Source organism: Methylobacterium iners (assembly GCF_022179305.1).
Classification (GTDB): domain Bacteria; phylum Pseudomonadota; class Alphaproteobacteria; order Rhizobiales; family Beijerinckiaceae; genus Methylobacterium; species Methylobacterium iners.
Window position 1 is genome coordinate 41,090 of the sequence record NZ_BPQP01000061.1, and the last position, 24,656, is coordinate 65,745.

At 70.3% G+C, this 24,656-nt stretch carries 23 protein-coding genes; 12 read left to right on the plus strand and 11 right to left on the minus strand.

The annotated features are described in order from the left end of the window. Positions 1 to 195: 195 nt before the first annotated feature. Positions 196 to 1,251, minus strand: a complete 1,056-nt coding sequence (locus MFF55_RS18410) for a DUF1963 domain-containing protein (protein WP_238245563.1) — start codon at positions 1,249 to 1,251, stop codon at positions 196 to 198. Between the two features lie 111 nt (positions 1,252 to 1,362). Between MFF55_RS18410 and MFF55_RS18415 the strand changes: the two genes are divergently transcribed. Both MFF55_RS18415 and MFF55_RS18420 read left to right on the plus strand, forming a co-directional pair. Continuing rightward, positions 1,363 to 2,082, plus strand: coding sequence for a YggS family pyridoxal phosphate-dependent enzyme (locus MFF55_RS18415; protein ID WP_238245564.1), 720 nt, complete (start codon positions 1,363 to 1,365; stop codon positions 2,080 to 2,082). A gap of 465 nt (positions 2,083 to 2,547) precedes the next feature. Then, positions 2,548 to 2,769 (plus strand): hypothetical protein, encoded by a 222-nt coding sequence (locus MFF55_RS18420; RefSeq protein WP_238245565.1) that lies wholly within the window; start codon positions 2,548 to 2,550, stop codon positions 2,767 to 2,769. Between the two features lie 6 nt (positions 2,770 to 2,775). Here MFF55_RS18420 and MFF55_RS18425 read toward each other — a convergent pair whose 3' ends face one another. From MFF55_RS18425 to MFF55_RS18440, 4 genes are all read right to left on the minus strand, one after another. Next, positions 2,776 to 3,666 carry an ABC transporter permease gene (locus MFF55_RS18425; protein ID WP_238245566.1) on the minus strand — a complete coding sequence of 297 codons (891 nt, stop codon included), beginning with the start codon at positions 3,664 to 3,666 and terminating at the stop codon, positions 2,776 to 2,778. A 1-nt stretch (position 3,667) separates the two neighbouring features. Next, positions 3,668 to 4,612, minus strand: a complete 945-nt coding sequence (locus MFF55_RS18430; RefSeq protein ID WP_238245567.1) for an ABC transporter permease — start codon at positions 4,610 to 4,612, stop codon at positions 3,668 to 3,670. Positions 4,613 to 4,751: 139 nt separating this feature from the next. Then, positions 4,752 to 6,026, minus strand: coding sequence for an ABC transporter substrate-binding protein (locus MFF55_RS18435; protein WP_238245568.1), 1,275 nt, complete (start codon positions 6,024 to 6,026; stop codon positions 4,752 to 4,754). Positions 6,027 to 6,060: 34 nt separating this feature from the next. Beyond that, a complete protein-coding gene (locus tag MFF55_RS18440; protein ID WP_238245569.1) occupies positions 6,061 to 7,056 on the minus strand; it encodes an ABC transporter ATP-binding protein in 996 nt (331 codons plus the stop codon). Between the two features lie 412 nt (positions 7,057 to 7,468). On the opposite strand from MFF55_RS18440, the gene MFF55_RS18445 reads away from it, so the two are divergent. From MFF55_RS18445 to MFF55_RS18465, 5 genes are all read left to right on the plus strand, one after another. Further along, positions 7,469 to 8,161 carry a Crp/Fnr family transcriptional regulator gene (locus MFF55_RS18445; RefSeq protein ID WP_238245570.1) on the plus strand — a complete coding sequence of 231 codons (693 nt, stop codon included), beginning with the start codon at positions 7,469 to 7,471 and terminating at the stop codon, positions 8,159 to 8,161. Positions 8,162 to 8,464: 303 nt separating this feature from the next. Further along, entirely contained in the window at positions 8,465 to 9,595 is a 1,131-nt protein-coding gene (locus MFF55_RS18450) for an HD-GYP domain-containing protein (protein WP_238245571.1), read from the plus strand. Positions 9,596 to 9,718: 123 nt separating this feature from the next. Then, positions 9,719 to 10,825 (plus strand): ABC transporter ATP-binding protein, encoded by a 1,107-nt coding sequence (locus MFF55_RS18455; protein WP_373874833.1) that lies wholly within the window; start codon positions 9,719 to 9,721, stop codon positions 10,823 to 10,825. Positions 10,826 to 11,177: 352 nt separating this feature from the next. After that, on the plus strand, positions 11,178 to 12,080 hold the full coding sequence (locus tag MFF55_RS18460; protein WP_238245572.1) for an ABC transporter permease: 903 nt from the start codon (positions 11,178 to 11,180) through the stop codon (positions 12,078 to 12,080). Beyond that, entirely contained in the window at positions 12,077 to 12,853 is a 777-nt protein-coding gene (locus tag MFF55_RS18465) for an ABC transporter permease (protein ID WP_238245573.1), read from the plus strand. Before MFF55_RS18460 ends, MFF55_RS18465 begins: the two co-directional genes overlap by 4 nt. Before the next feature lie 33 nt (positions 12,854 to 12,886). On the opposite strand, the gene MFF55_RS18470 is transcribed toward MFF55_RS18465, so the two are convergent. The 4 genes from MFF55_RS18470 to MFF55_RS18485 form a co-directional block, all read right to left on the minus strand. Continuing rightward, entirely contained in the window at positions 12,887 to 14,548 is a 1,662-nt protein-coding gene (locus MFF55_RS18470) for a saccharopine dehydrogenase family protein (RefSeq protein WP_238245574.1), read from the minus strand. Then, positions 14,545 to 14,985 carry a thiol-disulfide oxidoreductase DCC family protein gene (locus MFF55_RS18475; protein WP_238245587.1) on the minus strand — a complete coding sequence of 147 codons (441 nt, stop codon included), beginning with the start codon at positions 14,983 to 14,985 and terminating at the stop codon, positions 14,545 to 14,547. Before MFF55_RS18475 ends, MFF55_RS18470 begins: the two co-directional genes overlap by 4 nt. 173 nt (positions 14,986 to 15,158) lie before the next feature. Beyond that, positions 15,159 to 15,878, minus strand: a complete 720-nt coding sequence (locus MFF55_RS18480; protein ID WP_238245575.1) for a DUF4166 domain-containing protein — start codon at positions 15,876 to 15,878, stop codon at positions 15,159 to 15,161. Between the two features lie 80 nt (positions 15,879 to 15,958). Continuing rightward, on the minus strand, positions 15,959 to 16,519 hold the full coding sequence (locus MFF55_RS18485) for a GbsR/MarR family transcriptional regulator (protein WP_238245576.1): 561 nt from the start codon (positions 16,517 to 16,519) through the stop codon (positions 15,959 to 15,961). A 337-nt stretch (positions 16,520 to 16,856) separates the two neighbouring features. Between MFF55_RS18485 and MFF55_RS18490 the strand changes: the two genes are divergently transcribed. Next, a complete protein-coding gene (locus MFF55_RS18490; RefSeq protein WP_238245577.1) occupies positions 16,857 to 17,273 on the plus strand; it encodes an MAPEG family protein in 417 nt (138 codons plus the stop codon). 74 nt (positions 17,274 to 17,347) lie between these two features. On the opposite strand, the gene MFF55_RS18495 is transcribed toward MFF55_RS18490, so the two are convergent. Further along, on the minus strand, positions 17,348 to 19,204 hold the full coding sequence (locus MFF55_RS18495) for an AsmA family protein (RefSeq protein ID WP_238245578.1): 1,857 nt from the start codon (positions 19,202 to 19,204) through the stop codon (positions 17,348 to 17,350). 413 nt (positions 19,205 to 19,617) lie between these two features. Between MFF55_RS18495 and MFF55_RS18500 the strand changes: the two genes are divergently transcribed. From MFF55_RS18500 to MFF55_RS18510, 3 genes are all read left to right on the plus strand, one after another. Next, positions 19,618 to 20,259, plus strand: coding sequence for a PRC-barrel domain-containing protein (locus tag MFF55_RS18500; protein ID WP_238245579.1), 642 nt, complete (start codon positions 19,618 to 19,620; stop codon positions 20,257 to 20,259). Next, positions 20,256 to 21,587: an MFS transporter gene (locus MFF55_RS18505; protein WP_238245580.1), complete on the plus strand. Its 1,332-nt coding sequence runs from the start codon at positions 20,256 to 20,258 to the stop codon at positions 21,585 to 21,587. The genes MFF55_RS18500 and MFF55_RS18505 overlap by 4 nt, the downstream gene beginning before the upstream one ends. Before the next feature lie 592 nt (positions 21,588 to 22,179). Beyond that, positions 22,180 to 22,998, plus strand: coding sequence for an alpha/beta hydrolase family protein (locus MFF55_RS18510; RefSeq protein WP_283206764.1), 819 nt, complete (start codon positions 22,180 to 22,182; stop codon positions 22,996 to 22,998). A gap of 144 nt (positions 22,999 to 23,142) precedes the next feature. Here MFF55_RS18510 and MFF55_RS18515 read toward each other — a convergent pair whose 3' ends face one another. Continuing rightward, positions 23,143 to 23,508 carry an ArsR/SmtB family transcription factor gene (locus MFF55_RS18515; RefSeq protein ID WP_238245581.1) on the minus strand — a complete coding sequence of 122 codons (366 nt, stop codon included), beginning with the start codon at positions 23,506 to 23,508 and terminating at the stop codon, positions 23,143 to 23,145. A 106-nt stretch (positions 23,509 to 23,614) separates the two neighbouring features. On the opposite strand from MFF55_RS18515, the gene MFF55_RS18520 reads away from it, so the two are divergent. Continuing rightward, complete coding sequence (locus MFF55_RS18520; protein WP_238245582.1) at positions 23,615 to 24,361, plus strand: glucose 1-dehydrogenase; 747 nt, start codon at positions 23,615 to 23,617, stop codon at positions 24,359 to 24,361. The last annotated feature ends 295 nt before the right edge of the window (positions 24,362 to 24,656 follow it).

Here is a 24,656-nt window from a genome sequence, read left to right on the forward strand (position 1 = left end):
TATCGGATCACCAACCGACGTCATTCCGGGGCGCTGCAAGCGAACCCGGAATCCAGAACCGCCGATGCAGCCATACCTGGCGCAGGTCGCGGCTATGGATTCCGGGTTCCGCGTTGCGGCCCCGGAATGACGTTGGTTGCGGTTCAACCCGTGGCGAACCGCGCCGTTACCCCCAAGTTCGGAGCGGTGAGCGGTTCAGGTCTGCTGGTAGACCGCGATCACCCGGTCGAAGCGCCGCTCGGCGAGATCGGAGGCGCGGATCAGGAAGTAGACCGTGCCCTCCGCGCGCTCCTGCTGGAAGTCGGCGACGTCGATCTGCAGGAGCAGGCGCCACGTCCGCGCGCCCGCCGCGATCTCGGCGCTGTGCGCCTGGCGCCTCTCCCGGTCGAGGTGCTGCACGCCGAAGCGCGTGACGACCTCCGCCGCGAAGCGCGGGTCGTCCTGCTCGGGCAGGGGCGCGCCGAGGAGCTGGTTGCGCCGCCCCTCATCGGCGGCACCGCCATGCGTATCGAACGCCTTCGCGAAGACGTCCTGGTAGGCATCGCGAAAACGGTTCTCGCCGTTGCTGCTGCGGGCGAGCGCCGCCTGCAGGGTGGGCGCTGCCTCCATCTCCAGGCTCCAGAGCGCTGGCGGACGCAGGGTCGCGTGCAGCCGCATCGGCCGAGCCGGGCCGCTATAGGCTGTGCCGGCATCCGGTTTCGGGGCAGGCAGCTTGAACTGCCGATTGCTCTTGGCGATCTCCCCCCGCTCGGCTTCCGCCGCCGCCGCGAGGGCCGGCGGCATGGCTTGCGGTGCGAGGCTGTCGACCGGGCTCTCGTCCCAGATCACCCGGGCGGATTCGGTGCCGGTGTCCCAGGGACCGGCGGCGAGGTCGTAGAAGAACAGGAGCCGCCCGTGGCCCGGCAGGTCCGGGGCGGGTCCGCCCCGCGCTCGCGCCTCGGCGAGGTCGACCTGCGCGAAGAAGGCGTAGGGCAGCTCCTTGCGGAAGTGCCGCCGCATCTCCTCGCCGGCCTCCGCGTTCCCGCGACGGGCGATGGCCTCCATGTCCGCAGGCACGGCCCGGCGCGGCCAGGCAAGGCCGGGCGGAAGGTCTGGCGTCCCGCCGATCCGCGTGCCGCCGGGCCGCTCCCCGCCCTTCGGCAGGGGCCGGAACACGAGCGTCGGCACCAGCGCCGCGACCACCATCTCGACCTGCGGGCGTGAGAGGTGGCGCGCGAGCTGGGCCTGGGCGTCGGCGGGCGTATCGAACATCGGGCCGGGCTCCCTTCATGGACGAGGAGCATCAGCATATGGCGGGCGGCACGGATGGCGAGGGCGGGGGCGGGCCTTGATGTCCGGGCGCCGCCGCCGCAAGGAGGGCTCATGACCGATCAGAGCCAGATCCTCGATGCGAAGCCGCCGGTCGGCCAGGCCGACGTCGCCGCCGGTCTTGCCGAGGTGCGCGCGAGCATCCGCCGGGCGGCCGAGGACAACGAGCGCGATCCCGCCTCCGTCGCGCTGATCGCCGTCTCCAAGACCGTCCCGGCCGAGGGCATCCTGCCGGCGCTGAAGGCGGGGCAGCGGCTGTTCGGCGAGAACTACGTCCAGGAATCCAAGGGCAAGTGGCCGGGGCTGCGCGAGCGCTTCCCCGACGCGGAGGTCCACCTGATCGGCCCGCTGCAATCGAACAAGGCCCGCGACGCGGTGGAGCTGTTCGACGCCATCCATTCCCTCGACCGGCCCTCGCTCGCGGCGGCGCTCGCCAAGGAGATCGCGCGGGCCGGGCGCGCGCCGAAGCTCATCGTCCAGGTCAATACCGGCGACGAGCCGCAGAAGGGCGGCGTCTCGCCGGCCGAGGCCGACGCCTTCCTCGCCGCCTGCCGCGACGCGTATGGGCTCGCGATCGAGGGCCTGATGTGCATCCCGCCGGCCGACGACCCGCCCTCGGCGCATTTCGCCCTGCTGGCGGCCATCGCCGCGCGCTGCGGGCTGCCGATCCTCTCGATGGGGATGAGCGCCGATTACCCGGCCGCGATCCAGATGGGCGCGACCCATGTCCGGGTCGGCACCGCGATCTTCGGGGCGCGCGCGCCGAAGGGCTGAGCGGCGCGGGCGAGTCGGCCTTTACCGGTTTCTGTCTGCTCGGTTCGGCTTCGCGGATGACCCGCGGGTCCCCTCTCCAAGGGGGAGAGGGACAGGGTGAGGGGAGTGAACTCTCCGGATGGGGCACGCCCCTCACCCCAACCCTCTCCCCCTGGGAGAGGGTGCCCGTCGTGGCTCCCGCGCATGACGACGATCCTTGCGACGGCTGACGACCCTTCTTCGAGGACCAGCGGTGCGCCCAACCGAAGCGATCCGGCCAGTCCTTACCGTCCGGTAAACCCGTACGACGACCCTCATGAGCCAACAACATGGCTGGGTCCCAGCACCCGCGAGTCAAGCCCAGAATTGCATGCCGATGTGCCCAGGCGCACCTCGCGGTGGGGTCAGCGGGGCCATATCCCGGTCTCCCACCCTTGCGCGCCGACACGGATTGCCCCTGCGCGCCGACGTATGAACGGAATGATCATGTCCCCCCGGTTTGTTTCCACTGCCTTCGCCCTCGTTCTGGCCTCGGCCGCGACGACGGCCCTGGCCCACCGCTACGATGCGCCGGTCGCCCCGGTCGTGACGGCCAAGGCCGACGGCCGGCTCGCCGTCCGCTTCCCGGCCCCGCCGGCCTACGGCCCCGATGTGCTCGCCGCCTTGCGCGACATCCGCACCACCGGCTCGCTGAACGCCGCCCGCTGAGCGGCCTCAGCCGATGAGGCTCCGCCGCGCCCGGCGGCGCTGCATCCAGACGGCAGCGCCGAGCGCGGCGCCGATCACCGCCAGCGAGACGCCGGTCGTCAGCGTGCCGAGCGCGTAGATCTCCGGCGTCGTCACGGTGGTGGTGAGGCCCTGCAGTTCCAGCGGCAGCGTGTTGCGGCCGCCGATCGCCTGGCTGGTGCGGGCGAGCTCGTCGAAGGATAGGGTGAACCCGAACAGCGCGACGCCGACCAGCGCCGGCGCGAGGATCGGCACCACGACGTGGCGCAGGATCTGCGGGCCGGTGGCGCCGAGGTCGCGCGCCGCCTCCTCGTAGGCCGGGTTGAAGCGGTTGAAGACCGCGAACATGATCAGGAGCCCGAAGGGCAGCGTCCAGGTGAGATGCGCGCCGAGCGCCGAGGTGTAGAGCCCCATCGCGGTGCCGTGGTCCTGCAGGAAGCCCCAGCCGGTGGCCGCGGCCAGCGCCTTGATCCCGTCGTCGATGAGCCGGAACTCGAGACCGATCCCGAGCGAGACCACGATCGAGGGCACGATCAGGCTCGCGATCGCGACGGTGAAGAGCAGGCTTTCCCCGCGGAAGTGCTTGCGGAAGGCGAGCCCCGCGAAGAAGGCCACCACGACTGTCAACAGCATCACAACGATACCGAGCTTCAGGGAGCGCCACAGCGCCGCCCAGATGTCGACGACGCCCACCCCTGCCCAGAGCCTGGAGAACCAGTGTGTCGAGACCCCGTTCATCGGGAAGGTCAGGCCGCCCTGCGGCCCCTGGAAGCTGAGCACCAGGATCGTCAGCGTCGGCCCGTAGAGGAAGGCGACGAAGCCGGCGAAGAACAGGGCGAGGACGTAGAAGGCGGGGCCGCGCGGCCGGTCGCTGGTCACCTCACAATTCCTTCCGCAGGTCGATGAGCCGCGACATCGTCAGGATCATCACCATGACGGCGCAGAGCAGCACCACGGCGTTGGCCGCCGCCGCCGGGAACTGCAGCACCGACATCTGCACCTGGATGATCTTGCCGACCGAGGCGATCTGCTGGCCGCCCATGACGCCGACGGTGACGAAGTCGCCCATCACCAGCGTGATCACGAAGATCGAGCCGATGGCGATGCCGGGCTTGGCGAGCGGCACGATCACGTTCCACAGGGTCTGCCAGCCCGTGGCGCCGGCATCGTAGGCCGCCTCGATCAGCGAGCGGTCGATCCGGGCCATCGAGTTGAAGATCGGCACGATCATGAAGACCGTGTTGAGGTGCACGAAGGCGAGCACCACCGCGAAGTCGGAATAGAGCAGCCCGTCGATCGGCTTGTCGATGAGGCCGATGCCGCGGAGCGTGTCGTTGATCAGCCCGTTGCGGCCGAGGAGCGGGATCCAGGAGATCATCCGGATCACGTTCGAGGTCCAGAACGGGATCGTGCAGACGAGGAACAGCACCATCTGCGTGGTCGGGCTGCGCACGTGGAAGGTGAGAAAATAGGCAACCGTGAAGCCGATGAGCAGCGTGAAAGCCCAGGTGAGGAAGCAGAACTTGAGGGTCGAGAGGTAGGTGCGGGCCGTGGTGCAGAGGTCCGAGCCCGAGAGGCAGCCCTCGAAGATGTCGGCGTAGTTCTGCAGCGTGAAGGCGGGGATGATCTCGTACTCGTTGTACTCCCAGAAGCTCACCATCAGGGTGAGGGCGAGCGGCACCACGAAGAACACAAGGAAGACGAGCGCCATCGGCGCCGCCTGGAGGTAGGCGAGCGCCCGGGCGCGCCGGGTCCGGGCCGTGAGGCCGGCGGCCGCGGGCTTCGCCGGAGCGTCCGCGAGGGCGGGGAGGGCGAGGTCGGTCATCGCGTTTCGCCTCCCCCTTGTGAGGAGGGGTAGGGGTGGGGGTGGTTCCGCCTGGCGAGCGGGCGGGTCGCCCAGCCACCCCCACCTCCGGCTCCTCCCCACAAGGGGGAGGAGAGTGCGTTCTGGCGCATCACCCTGCTCACGCCGCGATGAACTCGTTCCACTTGCGGATCATATAGGTGTTCTCGTCCATGACCGCGTTCCAGCAGGCCACGCCGCCCATGCGACTCTCGAAGGAGCCGCCGTCACGCACCGCGCCGGCCTTCTCCAGCACGGAGCCGTCCGGGCCCTTGATGTCCCGCTCGGCCGGCTTGCCCTCCATCCAGAAGGCCCATTCGTAGGGCTCCATCTGCCCCTTCGCCGTCTCCAGAACCGCCGAGTAGTAGCCCTGGCGGTTGAGGTAGGCGCCGGCCCAGCCGGAGAGGAACCAGTTGATGAAATCGTAGGCAGCGTCGAGCTTCCTGCCGCTCAGCGTCTTGGGCAGGCCGAAGCCCGAGGCCCAGGCGCGGTAGCCCTCCTTGAGGGGCTGGTAGGTGCAGGCCACGCCCTGCGAGCGCACCTTGGTGACGGCGGGCGACCACATCGACTGGATCACCGTCTCGCCGGACGCCATCAGGTTCACGGATTCGTTGAAATCCTGCCAGAAGGCCCGGAACTGGCCGGCGCGCTTGGCCTCGATCAGCACCTTGATGGTGCGGTCGATCTCGGCCTTCGTCATGTTGCCCTTGTCGGGATAGGTGTAGTCGCCGGTGGCCTCGATCACCATCGCCGCGTCCATGATGCCGATGGAGGGGATGTTGAGGATCGAGGCGCGGCCCTTGAACTCCGGGTTCAGGAGCTCCTTCCAGCTCGTGATCGGGCGCTTGATCAGGTCGGGGCGGATGCCCAGCGTGTCGGCGTTGTAGGTGGTCGGGATCAGGGTGATCCACTGGGTCGGCTCGCCCGCGAACTTCGTCGAGGTCTGGCCCTCGAGGTAGAACACCTTCTTGGGCGCCGTGCCCTGGTCGCCGATCTTCTTGCCCGCCACCTCGCCGCGGGTGAAGACCGGGGTGATCTTGTCCGCGTTCTTGATGCGCCTGGCATCCATGCCCATCAGGTTGCCCGTCGGGATCAGCTTGCGCAGGCTGAAATACTCGCTGTCGACGATGTCGAAGGAGTTCGGCTGCGTGACGACGCGCTTCGTGACCTCGTCGGTGACGACGGGCACGTACTCGATCGTGATGCCGAGATCCTCCTTCACCTTGCGGGCGATGTCGCTCGACTGGTTCACGGCGGTGCCGAGGTAGCGCAGGGTCACGGGCTCGGCGGAGATCACGGCCGGAAAGCCGGTGATCGCGCCCGAGCCCGCCGCGAGGCCGGTGGCGCCGGCGCCCTGGAGCAGCGTGCGCCGCGTGAACCGGATCGTGTCGCTCATGAACAGTTCCTCTGGTCGTTGAAGAAGGGGTCGGTCAGGCCTGGAGCCGGTGGGCGGCGCTCGCGTCCCAGCCGAGGGGGATCACGTCGCCGAGCGCCACGGGACGGGCCGAATAGGCGCCGTCGCTCAGGATCGCGGTGACGGGGCTCGCGCCGCCGCCCGAGGGGCTGAGGCCCTCCGCTTCGAGGCCGACATGCACGCTGGTGCCCTGGTACTCGACGGCGACGACGCGGGCCGGCACGGCGCCGTCGCCGGCCTCCGCACCGAGGCGCATCCGGTCGGCCCGCACCGCGATCGTCGCGTCGGGCAGGGTGATGACGTTGTGGCCGCCGATGAAGCGGGCGACGAAGGCCGTGGCCGGGCGCTCGAACACGGTGCGCGGGTCCGCCGCCTGCTCGATGCGGCCGGCATTCATCACCACGACGAGGTCGGAGAGCGCCATCGCCTCCTCCTGGCTGTGGGTGACGTGGATGAAGGTGAGGCCGAGCTCGGCCTGGATGCGCTTCAGCTCGACCCGCATCCGCACCCGCAGGAACGGGTCCAGCGCCGAGAGCGGCTCGTCGAGGAGCAGCACCTTCGGGCCGGTGACGAGCGCCCGGGCCAGGGCCACCCGCTGCTGCTGCCCGCCCGAGAGCTGGGCCGGAAGCCGATCGGCGAGGTGGGCCATCTGGACGAGGTCGAGCATCGCCATCGCCTTGGCGCGCCGCTCGGCCTTGCCCATCCCGCGCATGCGCAGGCTGAAGGCGACGTTGTCCCGGCAGGTCAGGTGCGGGAACAGGGCGTAGCTCTGGAACATCATCGCGGTGCCGCGCTGGGCCGGCGTCGCGTCGCCCACCGCCTTCGGCCCGATCACCACGTCGCCGCCCGAGACGGTCTCGTGCCCGCCGATCATGCGCAGCGTCGTCGTCTTCCCGCAGCCCGAGGGCCCGAGCAGGCAGCAATAGGCGCCGGACGGGACCTTCAGATCGATCGCGTCGACGGCCAGCGTGCCGCCGTAGCGCTTCGTCAGCCGGATCAGCTCGACGTCCATGCCTCTTCCCTCGCAGGAGAGCTGTCGTGCTCACGGACCACGCGTGGCGTACTCTCCCTGCTGACCACCCTTGTCATCCCGGGGCCGCGGAGCGGAGCCCGGGACCCAGAGCCGCCGACACAGCCATGCTGGCACCCGGCGCGGTTCTGGGTTCCGGGCTCGCCTGCGGCGCCCCGGAATGACAAAGGGTTGGTGAAAGGCGAGCCCCCACGCTCCGTGACTACGATCGCTCCTCGGCGGATGAGAGAGCAAGGCTCGGGCCAATGCGCCGGTCCTCGGCCTCCCGGGCCGTTAACCCCTGCCTGTGAAGAAGTTGCGCGAAACGGCGCCGGAAGCCGCGGGCGGGGCGGCCGCGACTTGACCCTGCCAAGCTGGGGCGTAACGATCCCGCGCGGCTGGGGGAGTATCGAACGTGGCGACAGGGCGGCTGGCGAGTATTCCGCTGTTCAAGGATCCCGGCATCGAGCTGTCGACCTACGAGACGCGCTGCCATTGGCGCCGGTTCGACGAGAACGAGGTCATCGTCGACTACGACGACATCTCGACGGACGTGTACTTTCTCGCCTCGGGCGAGGTGCGCATCCTGAACCGCTCGCAATCGGGCAAGGAGGTCATCCTCGGCGAGATGCGCGGCGGCGCCTTCTTCGGCGAGCTCGCCGCGCTCGACGGGATCGGCCGATCGGCCAACGTCACCGCGCTCACCCGCGGCGAGGTCTGCGTGGTGCCGGCCGCCGTCTTCCGCCAGATGCTCTTCGCCTCGGAGGCCATCGCCGACCGGCTGTTCCGCCTGCTGGCCAAGCGGGTGCGCGAGCTCAACACCCGGTTGATGGAGCACGCGCTCCTCGACCTGCGCCACCGGCTCTACTCGGAGCTCCTGCGCCTCTCCGTGCCCCGCGCCGGGACCGACGGCGAGCGGGTCGTCACCCCGCCGCCCTATCACCACGTGCTCGCCGCCCGCATCGGCTGCCGCCGCGAGCAGGTGACCCGCGAATTCACGGTGATGGCGAGCGAGGGCCTGATCGACCGCACCCGCGGCGCCCTGGTCCTGCGCCGCCCGGACCTTCTCGAGGCCCGCGTCGCCGAGGCGTTGCGCGAGGACGGCTGAGGCGCGTTCCGGCCCGCAACATGGGGTCGGCAGGACGCCGCGCCACGTGAAGGCCCCAACCATCCCGGACGAGGCCGAAATCGGGCCGAGGCCCGGGCCTGATCGTCGTGCGACCATCGCCCAGCCTGCCTCGGCCATCGATTTGCCCCTTCAGCCCGGTAGGTCGTCGCAATATTTGTAGTGGCGTCCCGCTGGGAAATGTCCGCGGGGATCAGACCTGATCAAAGCGAGCCCAACACCGAATTTGTTAACCCGCTTCCGACATGCAGGGTCCGAGAGGTTTGCCGGATAAGGCCTTGCCACGTGCCGCATGTATCGCCGGACGAAGCTGCGCCGTTCCCAGCGAGGCCGCAGGCCGATTCCATCCTGATCCTGACGGACACACCGGCGCGCGGCGAGCGCCTGGCCCGTGAATTTAGCGTTCTCGCTCCCTGCCTCGTGCTCGATCTGCTCGATCCTGATCAGCGTTCGCTCGCGCCGCCCGCCGACGTAGTCCGCGCAGTCGTCAGTGATGCCTCCCTCGTGCAATCGGCGGTCATTGCCGGGCTGCGGCGGCAGCTCGACCGCCTGAAGGTAGCCCAGCCATCCTTCCTCTGCCTCCTGAACGAGGAGACCTCGCGCTCGCGGCTCCAGGCTGACGTGCTGGGGGCCACGCGGATTCTGCGTTCGGACGCGCCCGGCGGCGAGAAGCTGAGGGTCCTGGCCTCGCTCGTCGGCGCGACTCCGCCGAGCGAGGTCGAGCAGAGCATCGCTGCGGCCGAGGCCGCGATCTCCCGCATCTTCGACGTGGCCCGCGGCGGCCTCGCGATCAAGCCGGAGCTTATTGCGACGGGCACGAGGCTCGTCGAGCAGGCAATCCGCGTGGCCGGCATCCGCGATTGGCTCGACATCGTCTGGCGGTTCGACGACGCGACCCACCAGCACTGCCTGCTCGTGGCCGGGCTGGCGGCCGGCTTCGGCCGATCCCTCGGCCTCGCCGAGGCGGATTGCGAACGCCTGACCCAGGCCGCGCTCCTGCACGATATCGGCAAGGCGAAGGTCCCCGAGCACATCCTGAACAAGCCCGCCGCCCTCGCCGCCGAGGACCGGGAGATCATGCAGAGGCACCCCGGCGACGGGCATGCGATGCTTCTCGGAGGCGGTTTCTCCGACGAGATTCTCTCCGTCGTCCGCTCGCATCACGAGTGTCTCGACGGGTCGGGCTATCCGGATGGGCTGCAGGGCGCGGACATTCCCGATCTCGTCCGGCTCGTCAGTATCTGCGATGTCTACGGCGCGTTGATCGAACGACGCGCCTACAGGGCGCCGATGGCCGCCGAGCGGGCCTACGGAATCCTCGAAAGTATGAGCCGGCAGCTGGATCGGCATCTCGTGCGCGCCTTCCGGTCCTTCGCCGTCCAGGCGGATGCGCGTTCTCTCCACGCCCCGGCCTGATCCCGGACAGGTGCCCAATGGCCGCCGCTTCTCGCAGCAGCGGCGCAGCCCCGGCCGGGATTGCCCATCGCCGCCGGATCATCCAGCATTCGCCGTGACATAACGGGCCGACCTTGGCCGACCGTGAACCCGCCGACCGCCTTGCTCGCACAGAACCCCGCCGAGACCGCCAAGCTCCTCCGCCTCGCGAACCTGACCCGGCGCTTCGGCGGTCACAGGGCCGTCGACGACGTGAGCGTCGATCTCGCCCGGGGCGAGTTCTTCTGCCTGCTCGGGCCCTCGGGCTGCGGGAAGAGCACGCTGCTGCGCCTGATCGCCGGCTTCGAGTCGCCCGAGTCCGGCACGATCCATCTCGGCGACCTCGACCTCGCGCCGCTTCCGCCGCACCGGCGCCCCGTGAACATGATGTTCCAGTCCTACGCCCTGTTTCCGCACATGAGCGTGGCGCGCAACATCGCCTACGGCCTGAAGGGCATGGGCCTGAGCCGGGCCGCGATGGCCGAGCGCGTCGCCGCGCTGCTCCGCTTGGTCCGCCTCGAAGGGTTCGAGGCGCGCTCCCCCGAAAAGCTCTCGGGCGGCCAGCGCCAGCGGGTGGCGCTCGCCCGGGCGCTGGCCCGCGAGCCGGCGGTGCTCCTCCTCGACGAGCCGCTCGGCGCTCTCGACCGGGCGCTTCGCGAGGAGACGCAGGGCGAGTTGCGTGCCCTGCAGCGACGGCTCGGCACCACCTTCGTCGTCGTCACCCACGATGCCGGCGAGGCCATGAGCATGGCCGACCGGATCGGCGTGATGGAGGGCGGCCGGCTCGTCCAGGTGGGCGACGCGCGCAGCCTCTACCGCCGCCCGGCCACGCGCTTCGTCGCCGGGCTCCTGGGCGACGTGAACCTGATCGAGGGCCGGCTCGGCGCTCTCGGCGCCGACGGGTTGCGGATCGTCGAGACGGGGCTCGGCCCGCTGGCCGTCGCCAGCCGCGAGGACGATCCGGGCGAGGGTGCCGTGGTGATCGCGCTTCGCCCCGACAGCCTGGCGATCCTGCCGCCCGGGCGGACGGAGGGCATCCCCGGCACGATCGAGGAGACGACCTATCTCGGCGACCGCCTGCGCTACCGCCTGCGCATGGCCGACGGCAGCGTCCTGCGCGTCACTGTCGCGGTGCCGACCGACGAGCAGGGCGCGGGGACGGAAGTCCGCCTCGGCTTCGCGCCGAAGGCCGCGAGCGTGCTGCCGGCATGAAGGGATATCCGCCAGCAAGACCGAACTCCCTCTCTTGGAAGGAGAGGGCTGGGGTGAGGTGCGAGGCCTCTCCGAACTGGTCGCCCCGCCTCCGCCGCCCTTTCCCGGACGCCTGCAGCGTCAGCGGAAGGCGATCCGGGACCCAGCGCGCAGACGGCCGCGCCAGCGGCTCACGATGGATGGCGCCGACGCTTGGACGCTTCGCGGCTTCGCGCGCTAGGCCCCGGATCGTGTTCCGCTGCGCTCCACCCGTGCGGGGAAGGGCGACTTCTTCGGAAAGGTCCCACACCTCACCCTGTCCCTCTCCTTCCAGGAGAGGGGACCCGCGCCTCGATTCCGCAGGGGCGCTGCCGTGACGACGACCCGCGCCCTCGCCCGCCTGCTGCTCCCCACGATCCCGTTCCTCTGGCTCGGCGCCTTCGTGCTGCTGCCGTTCCTGATCGTCCTGAAGATCAGCCTCTCGATCCCCGCGACCGCCCAGCCGCCCTATCTGCCCGTGCTGGACTGGAGCGGCGGCATCGACGGCTGGGGCGCCTTCCTCGAAGCGCTCGACTTTGCCAATTACGAGACGCTTGCCACCGATGCGCTCTACCGCGACGCGGCCCTGTCCTCGCTTGGGCTGGCTGCGACGGCCACAGCGATCCTCCTCGCCATCGGCACGCCCATCGCCCACGCGCTGGCCCGGGCGCCGGCGCGCTGGCAGCCGCTCCTCGTCGCCCTGGTCATCGTGCCGTTCTGGACGAGCTTCCTCATCCGGATCTACGCCTGGATCGCGATCCTCAAGACCGAGGGCCTGCTCAATGCCGTCCTGCTCCGCATCGGCCTGATCGCCCAGCCCCTCGAGATCCTGAACACGCAAGCGGCGGTGCTGATCGGCCTCGCCTACGCCTACCTGCCCTTCATGGTGCTGCCGCTCTACGCCGTGCTCTCCCGCCTCGACCGGCGCCTGGAGGAGGCCGCGGCCGATCTCGGCGCCTCCCCGACGCGGGTGTTCTGGACGGTGACGCTGCCGCTGGCGCGTCCGGGCCTGGCGGCCGGCGCGCTCCTCTGCTTCGTCCCGATGGTCGGCGAGTTCATCATCCCGGACCTGCTCGGCGGCTCCGACACCCTGATGCTCGGGCGCGTGCTCTGGAGCGAGTTCTTCTCCAACCGCGACTGGCCGCTGGCCTCCGCGGTGGCGATCCTGCTCCTCGGCATCGTCCTCACGCCGGTCCTCTTCCGGGAGTCGCGCCGGCATCGGGAGGCGGCGCCGTGAGCCCCGTCGGCCGCCTCGCGCTGATCCTCGGCCTCGGCTTCCTCTACGCGCCGATCCTCGTGCTCGTCGCCTATTCCTTCAACGCCTCGGCGCTGGTCACCGTCTGGGGCGGGTTCTCGACGCGCTGGTACGGCGTGCTCCTCGCCGACGGGCCGCTCATGGCCGCGGCCCTCGTCTCGCTGCGCGTGGCGCTCGCCGCCGCGCTCCTCGCGACGATCCTGGGCACGCTCGCCGCGCTCGCCCTCGACCACGGCCGGCGCTTCCCGGGGCGGGGCCTGTTCGCGGGGCTCGTCTACGCGCCGCTCGCCATGCCCGAGGTGATCACGGGCCTCTCGCTGCTGCTCCTTTTCGTCGGGATCGGGCTCGACCGGGGCCTCGTCACCCTGGTGATCGCGCACGCGACGCTGGGCCTCGGCTTCGTGGCGATCGTGGTCGGCGCCCGCCTGCGCGGCCTCGACCCGGCGCTCACCGCGGCCGCCGCCGATCTCGGCGCCGGGCCGCTGCGGGTCTTCGCCACGATCACCCTGCCGCTGATCGCGCCGGCGCTCGTCGCCGGGTTCCTGCTCGCCTTCACCCTGTCGCTCGACGACCTCGTGATCGCGAGCTTCGTCTCGGGCCCCGGCGCCACGACCCTGCCGATGCGCATCTACAGCCAGGTCCGGCTCGGGGTGAACCCGGCGATCAACGCCGCCTCGACCCTCATCGTCGGCCTCGTGACCCTGCTGGCGCTGACCGCGACCTGGCTGACGGGGCGCAAGGCCCGGACGGCGTAGGGCCGGAGCCCGATCGGAGCAGCCACACCAGAATTAGTTCATGGCGGGCGCCGGGCTCATCCTCGGCTCCGTCGAATCCAGGGCGAGGCGGCCCTTGTAGTGCACGATCAGCCCAATCAGCGGAAGGGTGATCGAGACATCGAAGTGGAACGCGCCTTCGACGCCTGTCTCGCTCGCCAGACTCCGCGGCGCCAGCGACAGCGGCAACGGAATGCCGAGGAGACTCCACTTCGCCATCACCATCTTCAGGCCGCTGGAATCCGGCAGCAAGCTGAAGAAGAACCGCAGGGGGCCGAAGCGCTCGACCAGGAACTTGCCCTGTTGGCTCATCGCACTGGAGAAGCTGCGATCCGAGAACCTGCGGGTCCAACGCTCGGCGCCGTTTTCCTCCTCGAAGGTCACGTGAACGCGGTGGGTACCCTCGGGCGGAAAGCGCATGACGGCGCCGATGAGACGGGCGGGTCCCGACTTGCCCCTGACGACCGTCGCCGTTCCGGCTGCTCCCCCGTCCCCGATAGCGTCGTGCATCGCGCGGACAGGTCCAGGCAGCCTGTCGAGCCCCTGGCCGAGGATGCGGCGATAGAGCGGTTCATACCGGGTGGTCGTGATCTCGTCCTTGATGGAGAGGGCAGCAAACAGCTCTCGGAACGAGGCTACCCGCAAGAGGTCGCCGGCTGGTCGCGCGCCGACCGGGAGCAGGCCCTGCCGGATGTCTCGTGCGAGAAGCTGCGCCGCCAAGGTCGGAACCTCTGGACCGCAACCATCCTCCGCGACCAGCGTCCAGCGCCTGATCGTGGGAACACCGCGACAGATCCCCTTCACCTCGACAGCCATCGCCGAACGGCCGCTGACCCGGCCCGTCGTCAGGCGCTGGAGGGGCAGCAGCCACCGGCTCAGGCCGGTCAGGCTATCCACCCAGCCCCAGCTCACGAGCCACGACAGCAGCCAGAGCCCGAAAACCTGGAAAGCCGCCTCAGGGCCGGCGCGGAAGATGACCGAGGGCCGTCCCGGCAGGCTCTCGGGCACGAGCTCGTAGTCAGGCACATCGGCCAGGGCGACCCAGCGGCGCAGGGGTCGCCGTCCCTCGACCGCGTAGACGTCCCGCCGAAGTCTCCGCCACCCGATCCCCTCCTGCCACATGCCGCCCTTCCACACGCGAAAAGGCTTTCCGACATAGCTGAGGATCGCGGTCGCCACCGACGCGCCGGCCGTCACCTGATTCGAGGCGCAGATCGACATCGCGACCGATCGCACCTTGTCCATGCCTCGCGCCAACTCGGCGAGAACCGCGCCGGACAAGGCCGGGACGCTGGAGGCCCCGGAGATGACGGCGACGCCGGCGGCGCGGGCGCGCTCGTCCAAGTCGCCGATCGCGCAGACGAAGGCGCGCGCGTCGGCAAGGTCGATGTAGTGGACGCGCTCGGCGATGCAGGCCTCGGCCACCCGGTAGCCGCTTCCCTGGAACGGGCCGGCCGCATCGATCAGAAGAAGCGGCCGATGCTGCCTCAGCAAGGGGGTCAGGTCGGCATTGCGGTCGGCGACGAGCGGCTCCGCTCCAGGCAGCTCTGCGGCCAGCCGCTTCGCCTTCGCGAAGCTGCGCCCGGCGACGAGCACCCGCCATCCATCCTCGCTGAGGCGGCGCGAGAGGCGGGCACCGAAACCGCCGTATCCGCCCAGAACGAGGACCGTATTCACAAGATGCGGCCCGCATGTTCCGGCCCCGGCACCCAGCAGCTCTCGCGTCTTCCAAAGAGGCGGTAGCGATGACGAGCGACCCATCGGTACAGTGGGTCGCGCAGGCGACGCGGCACGAGCTTCAAGACCAGCGCCGCCCTCCAGGGCCAGCCCAATCCGCCGTAGATCGCCAGAACGGCGTCGCTGCCTCGCAGGACCACGTCGCCATCGACGACGATCAGCGTATCGGGATCGCGCGGGTCGATGCCGGAGGATCGGTAGAGCGCGGTTCCTATCTCACCCTGCATGGAGGCAAGTCGAAAGACCCCGGCCCGATCGTGCCGCAGCACGAACTGCGCGTTCGCACAGCACAGGACGCAGACCGCGTCGAAGACGATGATCGGCCCCTCGGCAAGCTCCGAGCGGTTGCTGTCTCGCCGAAGCTGATGCCGGACCACGCGCACCGAGGCGCGCTGCCCGCGGAACAGTCGGATCAGCTTACCGACTTGGCTGAAAAAGGCAGCAGCCACGGATATCCCGGCCGTCGCACGGTTCGAGGCCCTCTTCGCGACCTCGGCCGCGGTCAGGCGCGCGCCGAAGCGACCGTCCGCGCCGAACGTCGGCATCGTGCTCATGCGACCCCCTCCTGATCGGCGGGCTCAGCGTCCCGGAAGACGGCCTCCTGCCGGATCAGCCGCCCGAACCACCGGTGGCGGATGTCGAGGGTGAAGCGGAAGGCGCCGATGGGCTCGTCCGACCCGGCCTCGGCGTGAGTGACGGTGAGCGCGCCGGGCGTTAGCCAGTCCGGCAGGTACACCCGCCGCCCGAGACAGGCGGCGAAGTAGCGCCCGCTACGGAAGCCGAGCACCCCGTCCATCACAGCGACGGTGAGGGTCATTCCGACGCCTGCACCGACATGCTCCTCCAGCCCCGTCGGACCGGCGAAGCGCTTGGCCGAGTGGATCACCTGCGGGAAGCCGCAGGCGCGGGCGTAGAGCCGGGTCCAGACCTGACCGCCGCCTTCCGGGTCCTCGGTCACGGTGACGACGCTGGCACGCCCGGGCTCACGCTCCAGCGGCAGCGGGCCGCCGATCAGCCGCGCGCCCTGCGCCGCGAGCCAGCCGAGGCAGCTGAAACGCACCGCGACGACCCGCCCGACATAGACCGCGCTCGTCCCTTGCGCGAGGCGCTTGCCGAAACGGCGCCGCACGGCCGGTGACAGCCCTGCCCAGTCCCGTTCCGGGATCAGCGCCCGGAAGCGAAGGTCCAGGAGATCGCCCCCGGTGTCGGGCGCGCGCGCCGGGCGTGGTTCGGGGGTTGATCTTGCGCTGACTGAGACCGTGCTACCCATCGGGACCTCCCTGGGCTTAGAGCTCGGATGTCGTTGTCCGCGGGTCACGAGCGTATGGCCCGCAGCCCGTCTGATGCGGCTTACGGCTCACCCTTGGAGGGCAGGAACTTCACGATCCGGCCGCCGAGGCGGATCAGCTTGGACAGCGTCCCGCGCGGCACGTTGAGCATCTGGCCGTACCAGCCCTCCATCGTCTCGGTGAACTCGAGCATGGCGCGCAAGCGCCGCTGCGCGACGGCCCCGACCGCGGGGTCGCCGTCGGCCTCGGCGACGCAGACGCGCAGGGCCGCGATGGCGGGGTCGATCTCGCGCTCCTTGCGGCCGGCGGCGATGCGCGTGACCATCTCCCAGAGGTCGGTCTCGGCGGCGAAGTGGTCTCGGCGCTCGCCCATCACCGGCACCCGGCGGATCAGGTTCCAGCCGAGCAGCTCGCGGAGCGAGGTCGAGACGTTCGATCGGGCGATGCCGAGCGTGCCTGCGATCTCGTCGGCGGTGAGTGGACGCTCCGAGAGGTAGAGGAGCGCGTGGATCTGCGCGACCGAGCGGTTGACGCCCCACTGACCACCGAGGTCGCCCCAGTGCAGCACGAAGCGCTCGACGGCGGCGGGAAGGCTTCCAGTAACGACTGTTTCTTCTGTCATGACAGAAATAACAGGACAGACTAACCGGTTTGTCAAGGGGGCGGGATCGTCACGACGTTGGTCCACGTCACGGTTGCCGTGGGACACCTTCTGCAGAGCCCCGACATCGCGACCGTGATGATCGGGCCATACGCGTCGGCGCTCGGCCTCATCTGGAAACCGGCCCGCCGCCTCGTGAAGGGCGCGATGCGAGCCCAGTTCGGGGCGGCCGTCTCGGGCGCCTTGACCGTGACCGCCCGGCGCGGTCTTCCGGTCGGCCTCGGTCCGAGGCGCTCCCGCGCCGGTTCCTCGGGCTCCTCACGCCGACCCAAGGTCCCGCAGCGAGAGCAAGGCAGAAATGAAAATCTACATCCTTCAGCCGGTCATCGCCCAGATCGGGCTGATGGTGGCACTCTACATCTGGCTGACCGTCGCCAGGACGCTGGCGGTGCGGCGCGGTGAAGTCAAGTACGACGCCTTCGTACTCGGACGCAGTGAGCCGCTACGCATCGCGCGGGTCACACGCAATCTCGCGAACCAGTTCGAGCTCCCGGTCCTGTTCGTCGGTTGTGTCGCCCTTCTCGTCGCGCTCGACGCGGTGACGCCGTTCGACGTGGCCATGGCCTGGGCCTTCGTCGCCGGCCGCGTCGCCCATATGCTGGTTCAGACGCTGACGGATAACGTCCCGCTGCGCGGACAGGTTTTCACCCTCAATTTCCTCGCCTTCCTCGGCATCGCCGCCCACTTGGCTCTGATTTCCGTAGGCCTTCCATGAGCGTGCGTCCTGGGCAGGATTCCAGGCACCGCATCGACACCGTCATCGAATACCGGAATTGAGGACCCCGGCGTTCAGGGCGCGTAGGCCCGCATCGCCGCCGGCAGGCCGGCCGGCTGCGTGGCGGGCCGCAGCGGATCGGCGGAGCCGCGGGAGCCCGGCTCGTCCTTGCCCGCCGGGCGCACCGTCACCGCGTCCCAGGGTCCGCCGATCTCGAACAGGGTGGCATTGCGCGAGGCGGCGTCGAGCCCGCTCGGCGCGAGCTCGGCCCGGGCCGAGAAGCTGCGCGCGGGCAGGGAGACCATGCCCCGCAGCGAGGCGGTCAGGGCCTGCGCCTTGAGCGAGCCCTCGACGATCTCGCCGATGCCGCCGGCGAAGCGCAGGGTCACGGCCGCGCGCTCGAAATCGGTGCGCCCGGTGCGGCGGGTCAGCGAGCGGGTGACGGGCGCGTCGCGCGCCATCTCGGCGAGGTTGAGCCCCGCCAGGGTGCCGCCGTCGATGGAGAGGTTGGCCCGCCCGCTGAGGCTGCGCACGAGGTCGCCCGCGCGCCGTCCCTGGCCCTCGAAGGCGAAGTGGCCCTGCGCGCCGCCGAGCACCCAGCGGTACTGGCCGAGGTCGATCAGCAGGGCGCCCAGGTCGAGGCGGTCGAGGGCGCCCTGCGTCCGGACCTCCGTCAGCGCGTGGTCGGCCGCCGAGGCGGTCAGCCCGATCCGGCCCTTGACGGTCGCGCCCTTCACGCTGGCCCGGCCGAGGGAGGCCTCGATGCTGCCCGCCCGCACCAGGACCCCGCCCGCCACGTCCTCGAGGAGAACGGGCCCGAGGCGGGCGGTGCCGGCCGAGACGCGCAGGTCGAGGTCCCCCCCGGTCAGCGGCGCGAGCGCGAGCTCCGGCCCGGCATCCCCCTCCGGGGGAGCGTCGAGGCCGAACAGGCGCAGCGTTCCGGCGAGCAGCGGCGCGACGTTGAGGGTCTCGGAGGCGAGCGTGGCCTGGATGGCCGGCCGCGTGCCCTCGAAGGTGATCGAGCCGGCGCCCTCCAGGCGGTTGCTGCCCGCGCTGACGCGCAGGGCCGGCATCAGGAGCGTGCGGCCCCGGGCCTCGAAGCTTCCTTCCAGGACGAGCGCCTCGATGAAGGGCGAGAGCGCGACGCCGCCGCCCGTCCAGGCCAGCGTCTCCGAGAGCGACGTGGTTTCGATGCTGCCGCGCCCGGCCAGGCGGAGCGCCTCCGCGAGGCTTCCCCGGCCCTCGATGGCGAGCTTGCCCGCCGGCCAGCTCGCCGTGGCCGCGAAGGGGCTGTCGCCCCCGGCGATGAGGTCGCCGAGGCGCAGGCCCGTGACCGCGAAGCGGGCCGTCCCGTCCCGGGCCGCGAAGCCGCCGGCGAGGTCGAGGGAGGCGCTCCAGAGCGGCCAGGACAGGGTGAAGTCGACGTCCCGCGCCGTCTGCGCGCGGCCGTCGCGCGGGTCGCGCCCGACCACGGTCGCCCGGGTCAGGCTGATGCGGCGGGGATGGGCGCCCTCGTCGCCCGAGAGCCCCGCGGCGATCTTCGCGAGGGGGCCGGCCCAGCGCGCGTCGCCCTCCTCGGCCGAGAGGACGATCGTCCCGCCCTCCATCGCCAGGGCGCTGACCTCGACGCGGCCCGAGAGGAGCGCGAGCAGGCTGAGCTGCAGGGAGAGGGTCGCGCCCTCGGCCAGCACCGGGCCGTCGGCCGCGCCGGCCGAGAGCCTGACGCCCGAGAAGCCGAGCCGGGGCAGGGGCAGCAGCGCGACCTCCGTCGGCCCCTCGGCGAGCATCGCGACGCCGTAGGTCTTCGCGAGCTCGCGGCCGACGAAGTCGGCGAGGCCGGGCTGCGTCACCGACCAGGGCAGGCAGGCGGCCACGAGGGCGAGCGCCGCGCCGCCGAGGCCGATCCCGGAAATGAGGCGGCGCGCCGACATCGCACTCCGTCGCTGGGGCCAGGGCGACCGGCCGGGCGACACCCGGGGGCCGATGGCCGGCCCGGCGCGCAAAGCTTGCGGGCGCCGGACGAGGCCTTCCTTAGGGGCTTTGAAAGGTTTTGTCTTCCCGGCCGCCCGGTTCCCCTGTGCAAGGCAGGAATCGGGCGGGGGCGGGCGCCTTTCGGGGGCCATCGACGCCGCGATCGGGGAAACGGCCGGAAAGGGCGTTGCGCGGCCTGCTTCTTGCGCCTACGCGGCCGGTGGCCGGAATGCCCTCATCCACAACTTCGCCCAGGTCGCGGCGCAGAACCGCGTTGCGTTGCCGGCGCCGCGACCCGCCCCGAGGCGGAACGGTGCAGACGGGTCGCTGTTGTGCGGAGGGTGCCGGCGTGACGCTTGATCGAGGAATTTCCGTGCCGAGACTTCTTTCGACGATCGCCGCGGCGATCACGCTGTGGGCCGGCGCCGCGGGCGCGCAGGGCCTGCCCCCGGGCGAACCCGCGGGCCAGGCCGACGCGCCGCCCGCCCCTTCCCCTATCCCCGCCGCGCCGCCGGCCCCGCCGCCCGCGCCCGCGGTCCAGGCGCCTCCCGCCCCGCCGGCGCCGGCCGTGCAGGCCCCGCCCGCGGTGATGCCCACGGGCACGCCGGCCACCGTCCTCGACACGCAGGATTACGAGGGCATCCTCGGCAAGGGCGTGCGCAACGCCGCCGGCGAGGACATGGGCCGGATCATCGACATCGTCCTCGACAAGGACGGGCGCCCGCGCGCCGCGATCATCGATTTCGGCGGCTTCCTCGGCGTCGGCTCGCGCAAGATCGCCGTGGATTGGCGCGCGCTGCGCTTCGCGGCGGACGGCAAGCCCGGCCGGCCGGTGCTCCAGCTCAGCCGCAACCAGGTCCGGGTCTCGCCCGAGTACAAGCCCGGCGAGCCCATCGTCGTGCTCGGCCCCGCGAGCCCGAGCGCCCCGCCCGAGGGCGATCAGGCCACGGCCGTGCCGCCCGCTCCGGCCCCGCCCGCGCCTGCCGCCTCCCCGGACAAGCCGCCCGAGAAATGACGGCACCCCGGCCCTACACCCGCCGCCCCGTCGCCCCCCGCGACGTGCCGCGATCCGACGTCCGCGCGCGCCCGCTCCCGCGGCGCCCCGCGGCTGCCGATCCGGCAGCGGAGACGACCCCCGAGATGACCGCCATCGCGCGTGCGAGCAGCCGGGGCCTCGACGGCTTCACCTTCTTCGTCGCCAACCTCCAGACGGGCTTCGGGCCGTTCCTCGCCGTGTACTTCACGCAGGCGAAGTGGACGCAGACGGATATCGGCTTCGCGCTCACCGTCGGCAGCCTCGTCAGCCTCTTGGGCCAGATGCCTGGGGGCGCCTTCGTGGACGCGGTGCGCTCGCGCCGCTTCGCGGCCGGCGTCTCGGTCGTCGCCATCGCGCTGAGCGCGCTGGCGCTGGCGGTCTGGCCGAACTTCCTCATCGTGCTGCTCGCCATGGCGCTGCATTCCGCGGCGAGCTGCGTGCTCACCCCGGCCATCGCCGCCATCAGCATCGGCCTCGTCGGCCACGCGCGGGCCGGCGAGCGGCTGGGGCGCAACGCGAGCTTCTCAGCGCTGGGCAACGCCGTGGCCGCCGCCGGGATGGGCGCCTGCGGCTACTACCTCTCCAACGATGCCGTCTTCTACCTCACCGCCGCGCTGATGGTGCCGACGCTCATCGCGCTCTCCTTCATCCGCTCCGGCGAGCCGGGGGGGCCGCGCAAGCGCGCCGAGGAGGCCCGCGCGCCCGAGCCCGAGGGCTCCGTGCGCGCGCTCCTCACCAACCGGGCGCTCCTGTGCTTCGGCGCCTGCATGACCCTGTTCTTCCTCGCCAACGCCGCGATGCTGCCGCTGGTGGGCAGCCGGCTCACCCTGCGCGCCAGCGAGACGGCCACCGTGCTCATCGCCGCCTGCATCGTGGTCCCGCAGGTGGTGCTGGCGCTGACGGGCCCCGCGATCGGCCGCGCCGCGGAGCGCTGGGGCCGGCGCCCGCTCCTGCTCGTCGGCTTCGCCGCGCTCCCCATCCGGGGGCTCCTCTTCGCCTATACGGACAGCCCGGAGCTCCTGGTGGCGATCCAGGTCTTCGACGGCATCTCGGCCGCGGTGTTCGGCGTGATGGTGCCCCTCGTGGTCTCGGACGCGACCCGCTACACCGGCCGCTTCAACCTGGCGCTCGGCGCGGTGGGCACCGCCATGGGCATCGGCGCCGCCCTCTCGACCTCGCTCGCCGGCATCATGGCCGACCGGCTGGGCACCCAGACCGCCTTCCTGGGCCTGGCCATCGTCGGCTTCGCGGGGCTGGCGCTGCTGGCGCTGATCATGCCGGAGACGCGGCGGAGTCCGGTGGTGTGAGGCGTGGGGCGACGGGCTCACCGGCACGAAGCCGGGGCGCCAACGGCTCTTCTGACACCTAGGAGACCTTGAGAGTGTCGGTTCCGGCCTGTCCGATCTAGTGGAGGCGGACGACCGGGATGGACGGCCACGTCAGCTGCGCCGCGGCTCCCGAGCACGATCTCTTTCACAGCCCCCATGTGCGCGAGCACACCGGCGACGGCCAAGCCTTCGTGCAACGGTTCTGGTGCGTGAGGCCTCTCCATCGCCGCACGCCACTCCCCATTTCGCTCCGCCATCGACGTCAAGGTCAGCGGCGCGCCCTTCCTGTGATCTGCGGCGAGGCGGCATGGCAGACGACACGCGCGGCAATGTGGTCTGTACCGGAACGGTTGACGGCCCCAGCGAACCTTTGCCGCCAAGTCGTCGCGCCTTCGGCGCGATGCTCGTCGGATCTGCCGCATTCGCCATGCTGCCGAACTCGGCCGGAGCGGCACCAAACGTCGGGGCTGTTCGGGTCGTTGACTTCGACTGGGTCGATGAAGGTCGCCGGAGACCTGTTCCGGCCCGGCTCTACTGGCCGGCCGCTGGCGTGCGGCGAGGATCGGTTCCGTTGATCGTGTTCTCGCACGGTCTCGGCGGGTCGCGCTTCGGCTACAGCTACCTTGGCCGGCACTGGTCAGCCCATGGGGTGGCCAGCCTCCACGTGCAGCACGCTGCCAGCGACCGCGAGATCTGGCGCGGCAACCTCATCGAGCTCGTCGACCGCCTCGACGTGGCGACGCAGGAGGAAGAGGCGGTGGCACGGGCCGAGGATCTTCGCTTTGCCCTCGACCGCATGTCGGACCCTACTGTTGGCGCCTTCCACACCCTGATCGATCGCCGTCGGATCGTCGCGGCGGGGCACTCCTATGGCGCCAATACAACCCTCGTGGTGACCGGCGCCAAGGTCGTGCGGGAGGGAAGGACCGTCGAGCACCGCGACGATCGCTTCAAAGCCGGCATCGTCATCTCGGCGCCACCCTTCTACGGCGAGACGGATCTTGGGGCCGTACTCGGCGCCGTTAACGTTCCGACCCTGCACGTGACCGCGACTGAGGACGTGATCCGACTTCCTGGACGGTACTCACCCGTGCAGGATCGTCTCGACGTCTACGGGTACGTGGGGTCCCAGCAGAAGATGCTCGCAGTCTTCCAGGGCGGCTCCCACAGCGTCTTCACCGACCGTGCCTACACGGGCGGGGTCGACCTCAACCCGCAGGTCAAACGGGCGACGGCCGAAGCGGCTCTGGCCTTCCTCGACCTCGCTTTCGGTGGCGACGCAAGACCCATCTCCGCCTGGAGCGCCAAGTGGAGCCCTATCCTGGCACTGGCACCAACCCCGTTCCCGGTCCGTCCCGCAGATCGCGCGAGGATCCGTAGGTTCACCTGAGGCGAGGACGCCGTTGCCTTCCCCACAGCCTCCCAGAGCTTCACGGGGATCGAATAAGGTCAGCATGCGCAAGCTGCCGAGGGAGCACCGCAGGACGAACGTCCGCTGACACGGTAGTCTTGGAAGCGGACGTTCGCCGCGCCGTTACCCTGGAGGCGATGTCCTCGACGATCGGGAGGTATCCCCGGCGTCTGAAGCGTAGGCGTTGATGATGGCAGCCAGCAGGCCCGGAAAGCGAGCGTTCACCTCGGCCCACCGCGAATAGTTCCGCATCTCGATGCCGTGACGCTCGCTACGGATCAATCCGGCCTCGCGAAGCACCTTGAAGTGGTTCGACAGTGACGATTTCGGGATCACCCGGTCACCGACCGCGGAAAGGGCCGAGCAGGCCTCAACGCACCCCGCCCGCATGATGTTGGCAAAGATCGCGGCACGGCTTGGGTCCGAGAGCGCATGCAGGACCGCTTCCGGGGACACGTCCTCAATCGCGGGGTGGAACAGAGGCCTCATGATTTCTTCATATGGGGGCTTGATCCGCGCTCCAACAGTTCCGAAGTTCCGAACTATGGGACGAAAGCGACCATTCCGGCGCTGGCGCCCATGGAGGTTAGCATACATGTCGAAGCTTGAGGGCAAGGTCGCCGTCGTCACCGGCGCATCGAAGGGCATTGGTGCTGGAATTGCCAAGGCATTGGCCAGGGAAGGCGCAGCAGTCGTCGTCAATTACGCGTCGAGCAAGGCCGGCGCCGACGCCGTCGTGGAGGCCATTACAGTATCCGGGGGCAAAGCCATTGCGGTCAAGGGTGACGTCTCCGATGCCGCTCAGGCGCAGGGTCTCATCGACGCGGCAGTGGGGCACTTCGGCCATCTCGACGTGCTCGTCAATAATTCCGGCATCTATGAATTTGCAGCGATCGAGGAGGTCACCGAGGAGCACTACCGCCGCCTCTTCGACGTCAACGTGCTTGGCGTGCTGCAGGCGACCCAGGCAGCTGCCAAGCATCTCGGTGAGGGCGGAAGTATCATCAATATCTCTTCGGCCATCACCCATGTGCATACGCCGACTGCGGCGGTTTATGCGGGGACCAAGGGCGCGGTGAACGCGATCTCGGGTGTGCTCGCCAATGAGCTGGCTCCGCGCAAGATCAGGGTCAACGTGGTCAGCCCCGGCTTGGTGATTACTGAGGGCACGCATACTGCCGGTGTGGTTGGTTCCGAGATGGAGGCGGGCATCATCGCACAGACGCCTCTTGGCCGTGCCGGCCAACCGGACGACATCGCGGGAGTCGTTACGTTCCTCGCGTCCGATGATGCTCGCTGGTTGACCGGCGAGGACATCACTGCCAGCGGCGGCATCCGCTGAAGCACGACGATTGTCTCTGCGCGTCCTCTTTGGACAGGGGCACGCGCAGAGATGAAGGTCGAGACGGGTCAACACCGGACGGCCTTACGAAACCGGATGTCCGCTCATGGACGTCGATCCAACTTCTACTGATGGCGCATAGCGGCCAGCCAAGTCTCCGTTTCTGGCGGACGAAATCGAAAGTTGTCGACTTTCTTCCTACAATCTGCCTATAAGCCTCCCACCTGCTGCCCGGTAGTTGAGGGTGTCTGTCCGGTGACCGACCGGGTGGGCTTGGGGCGGGAGGGCGCAGCAC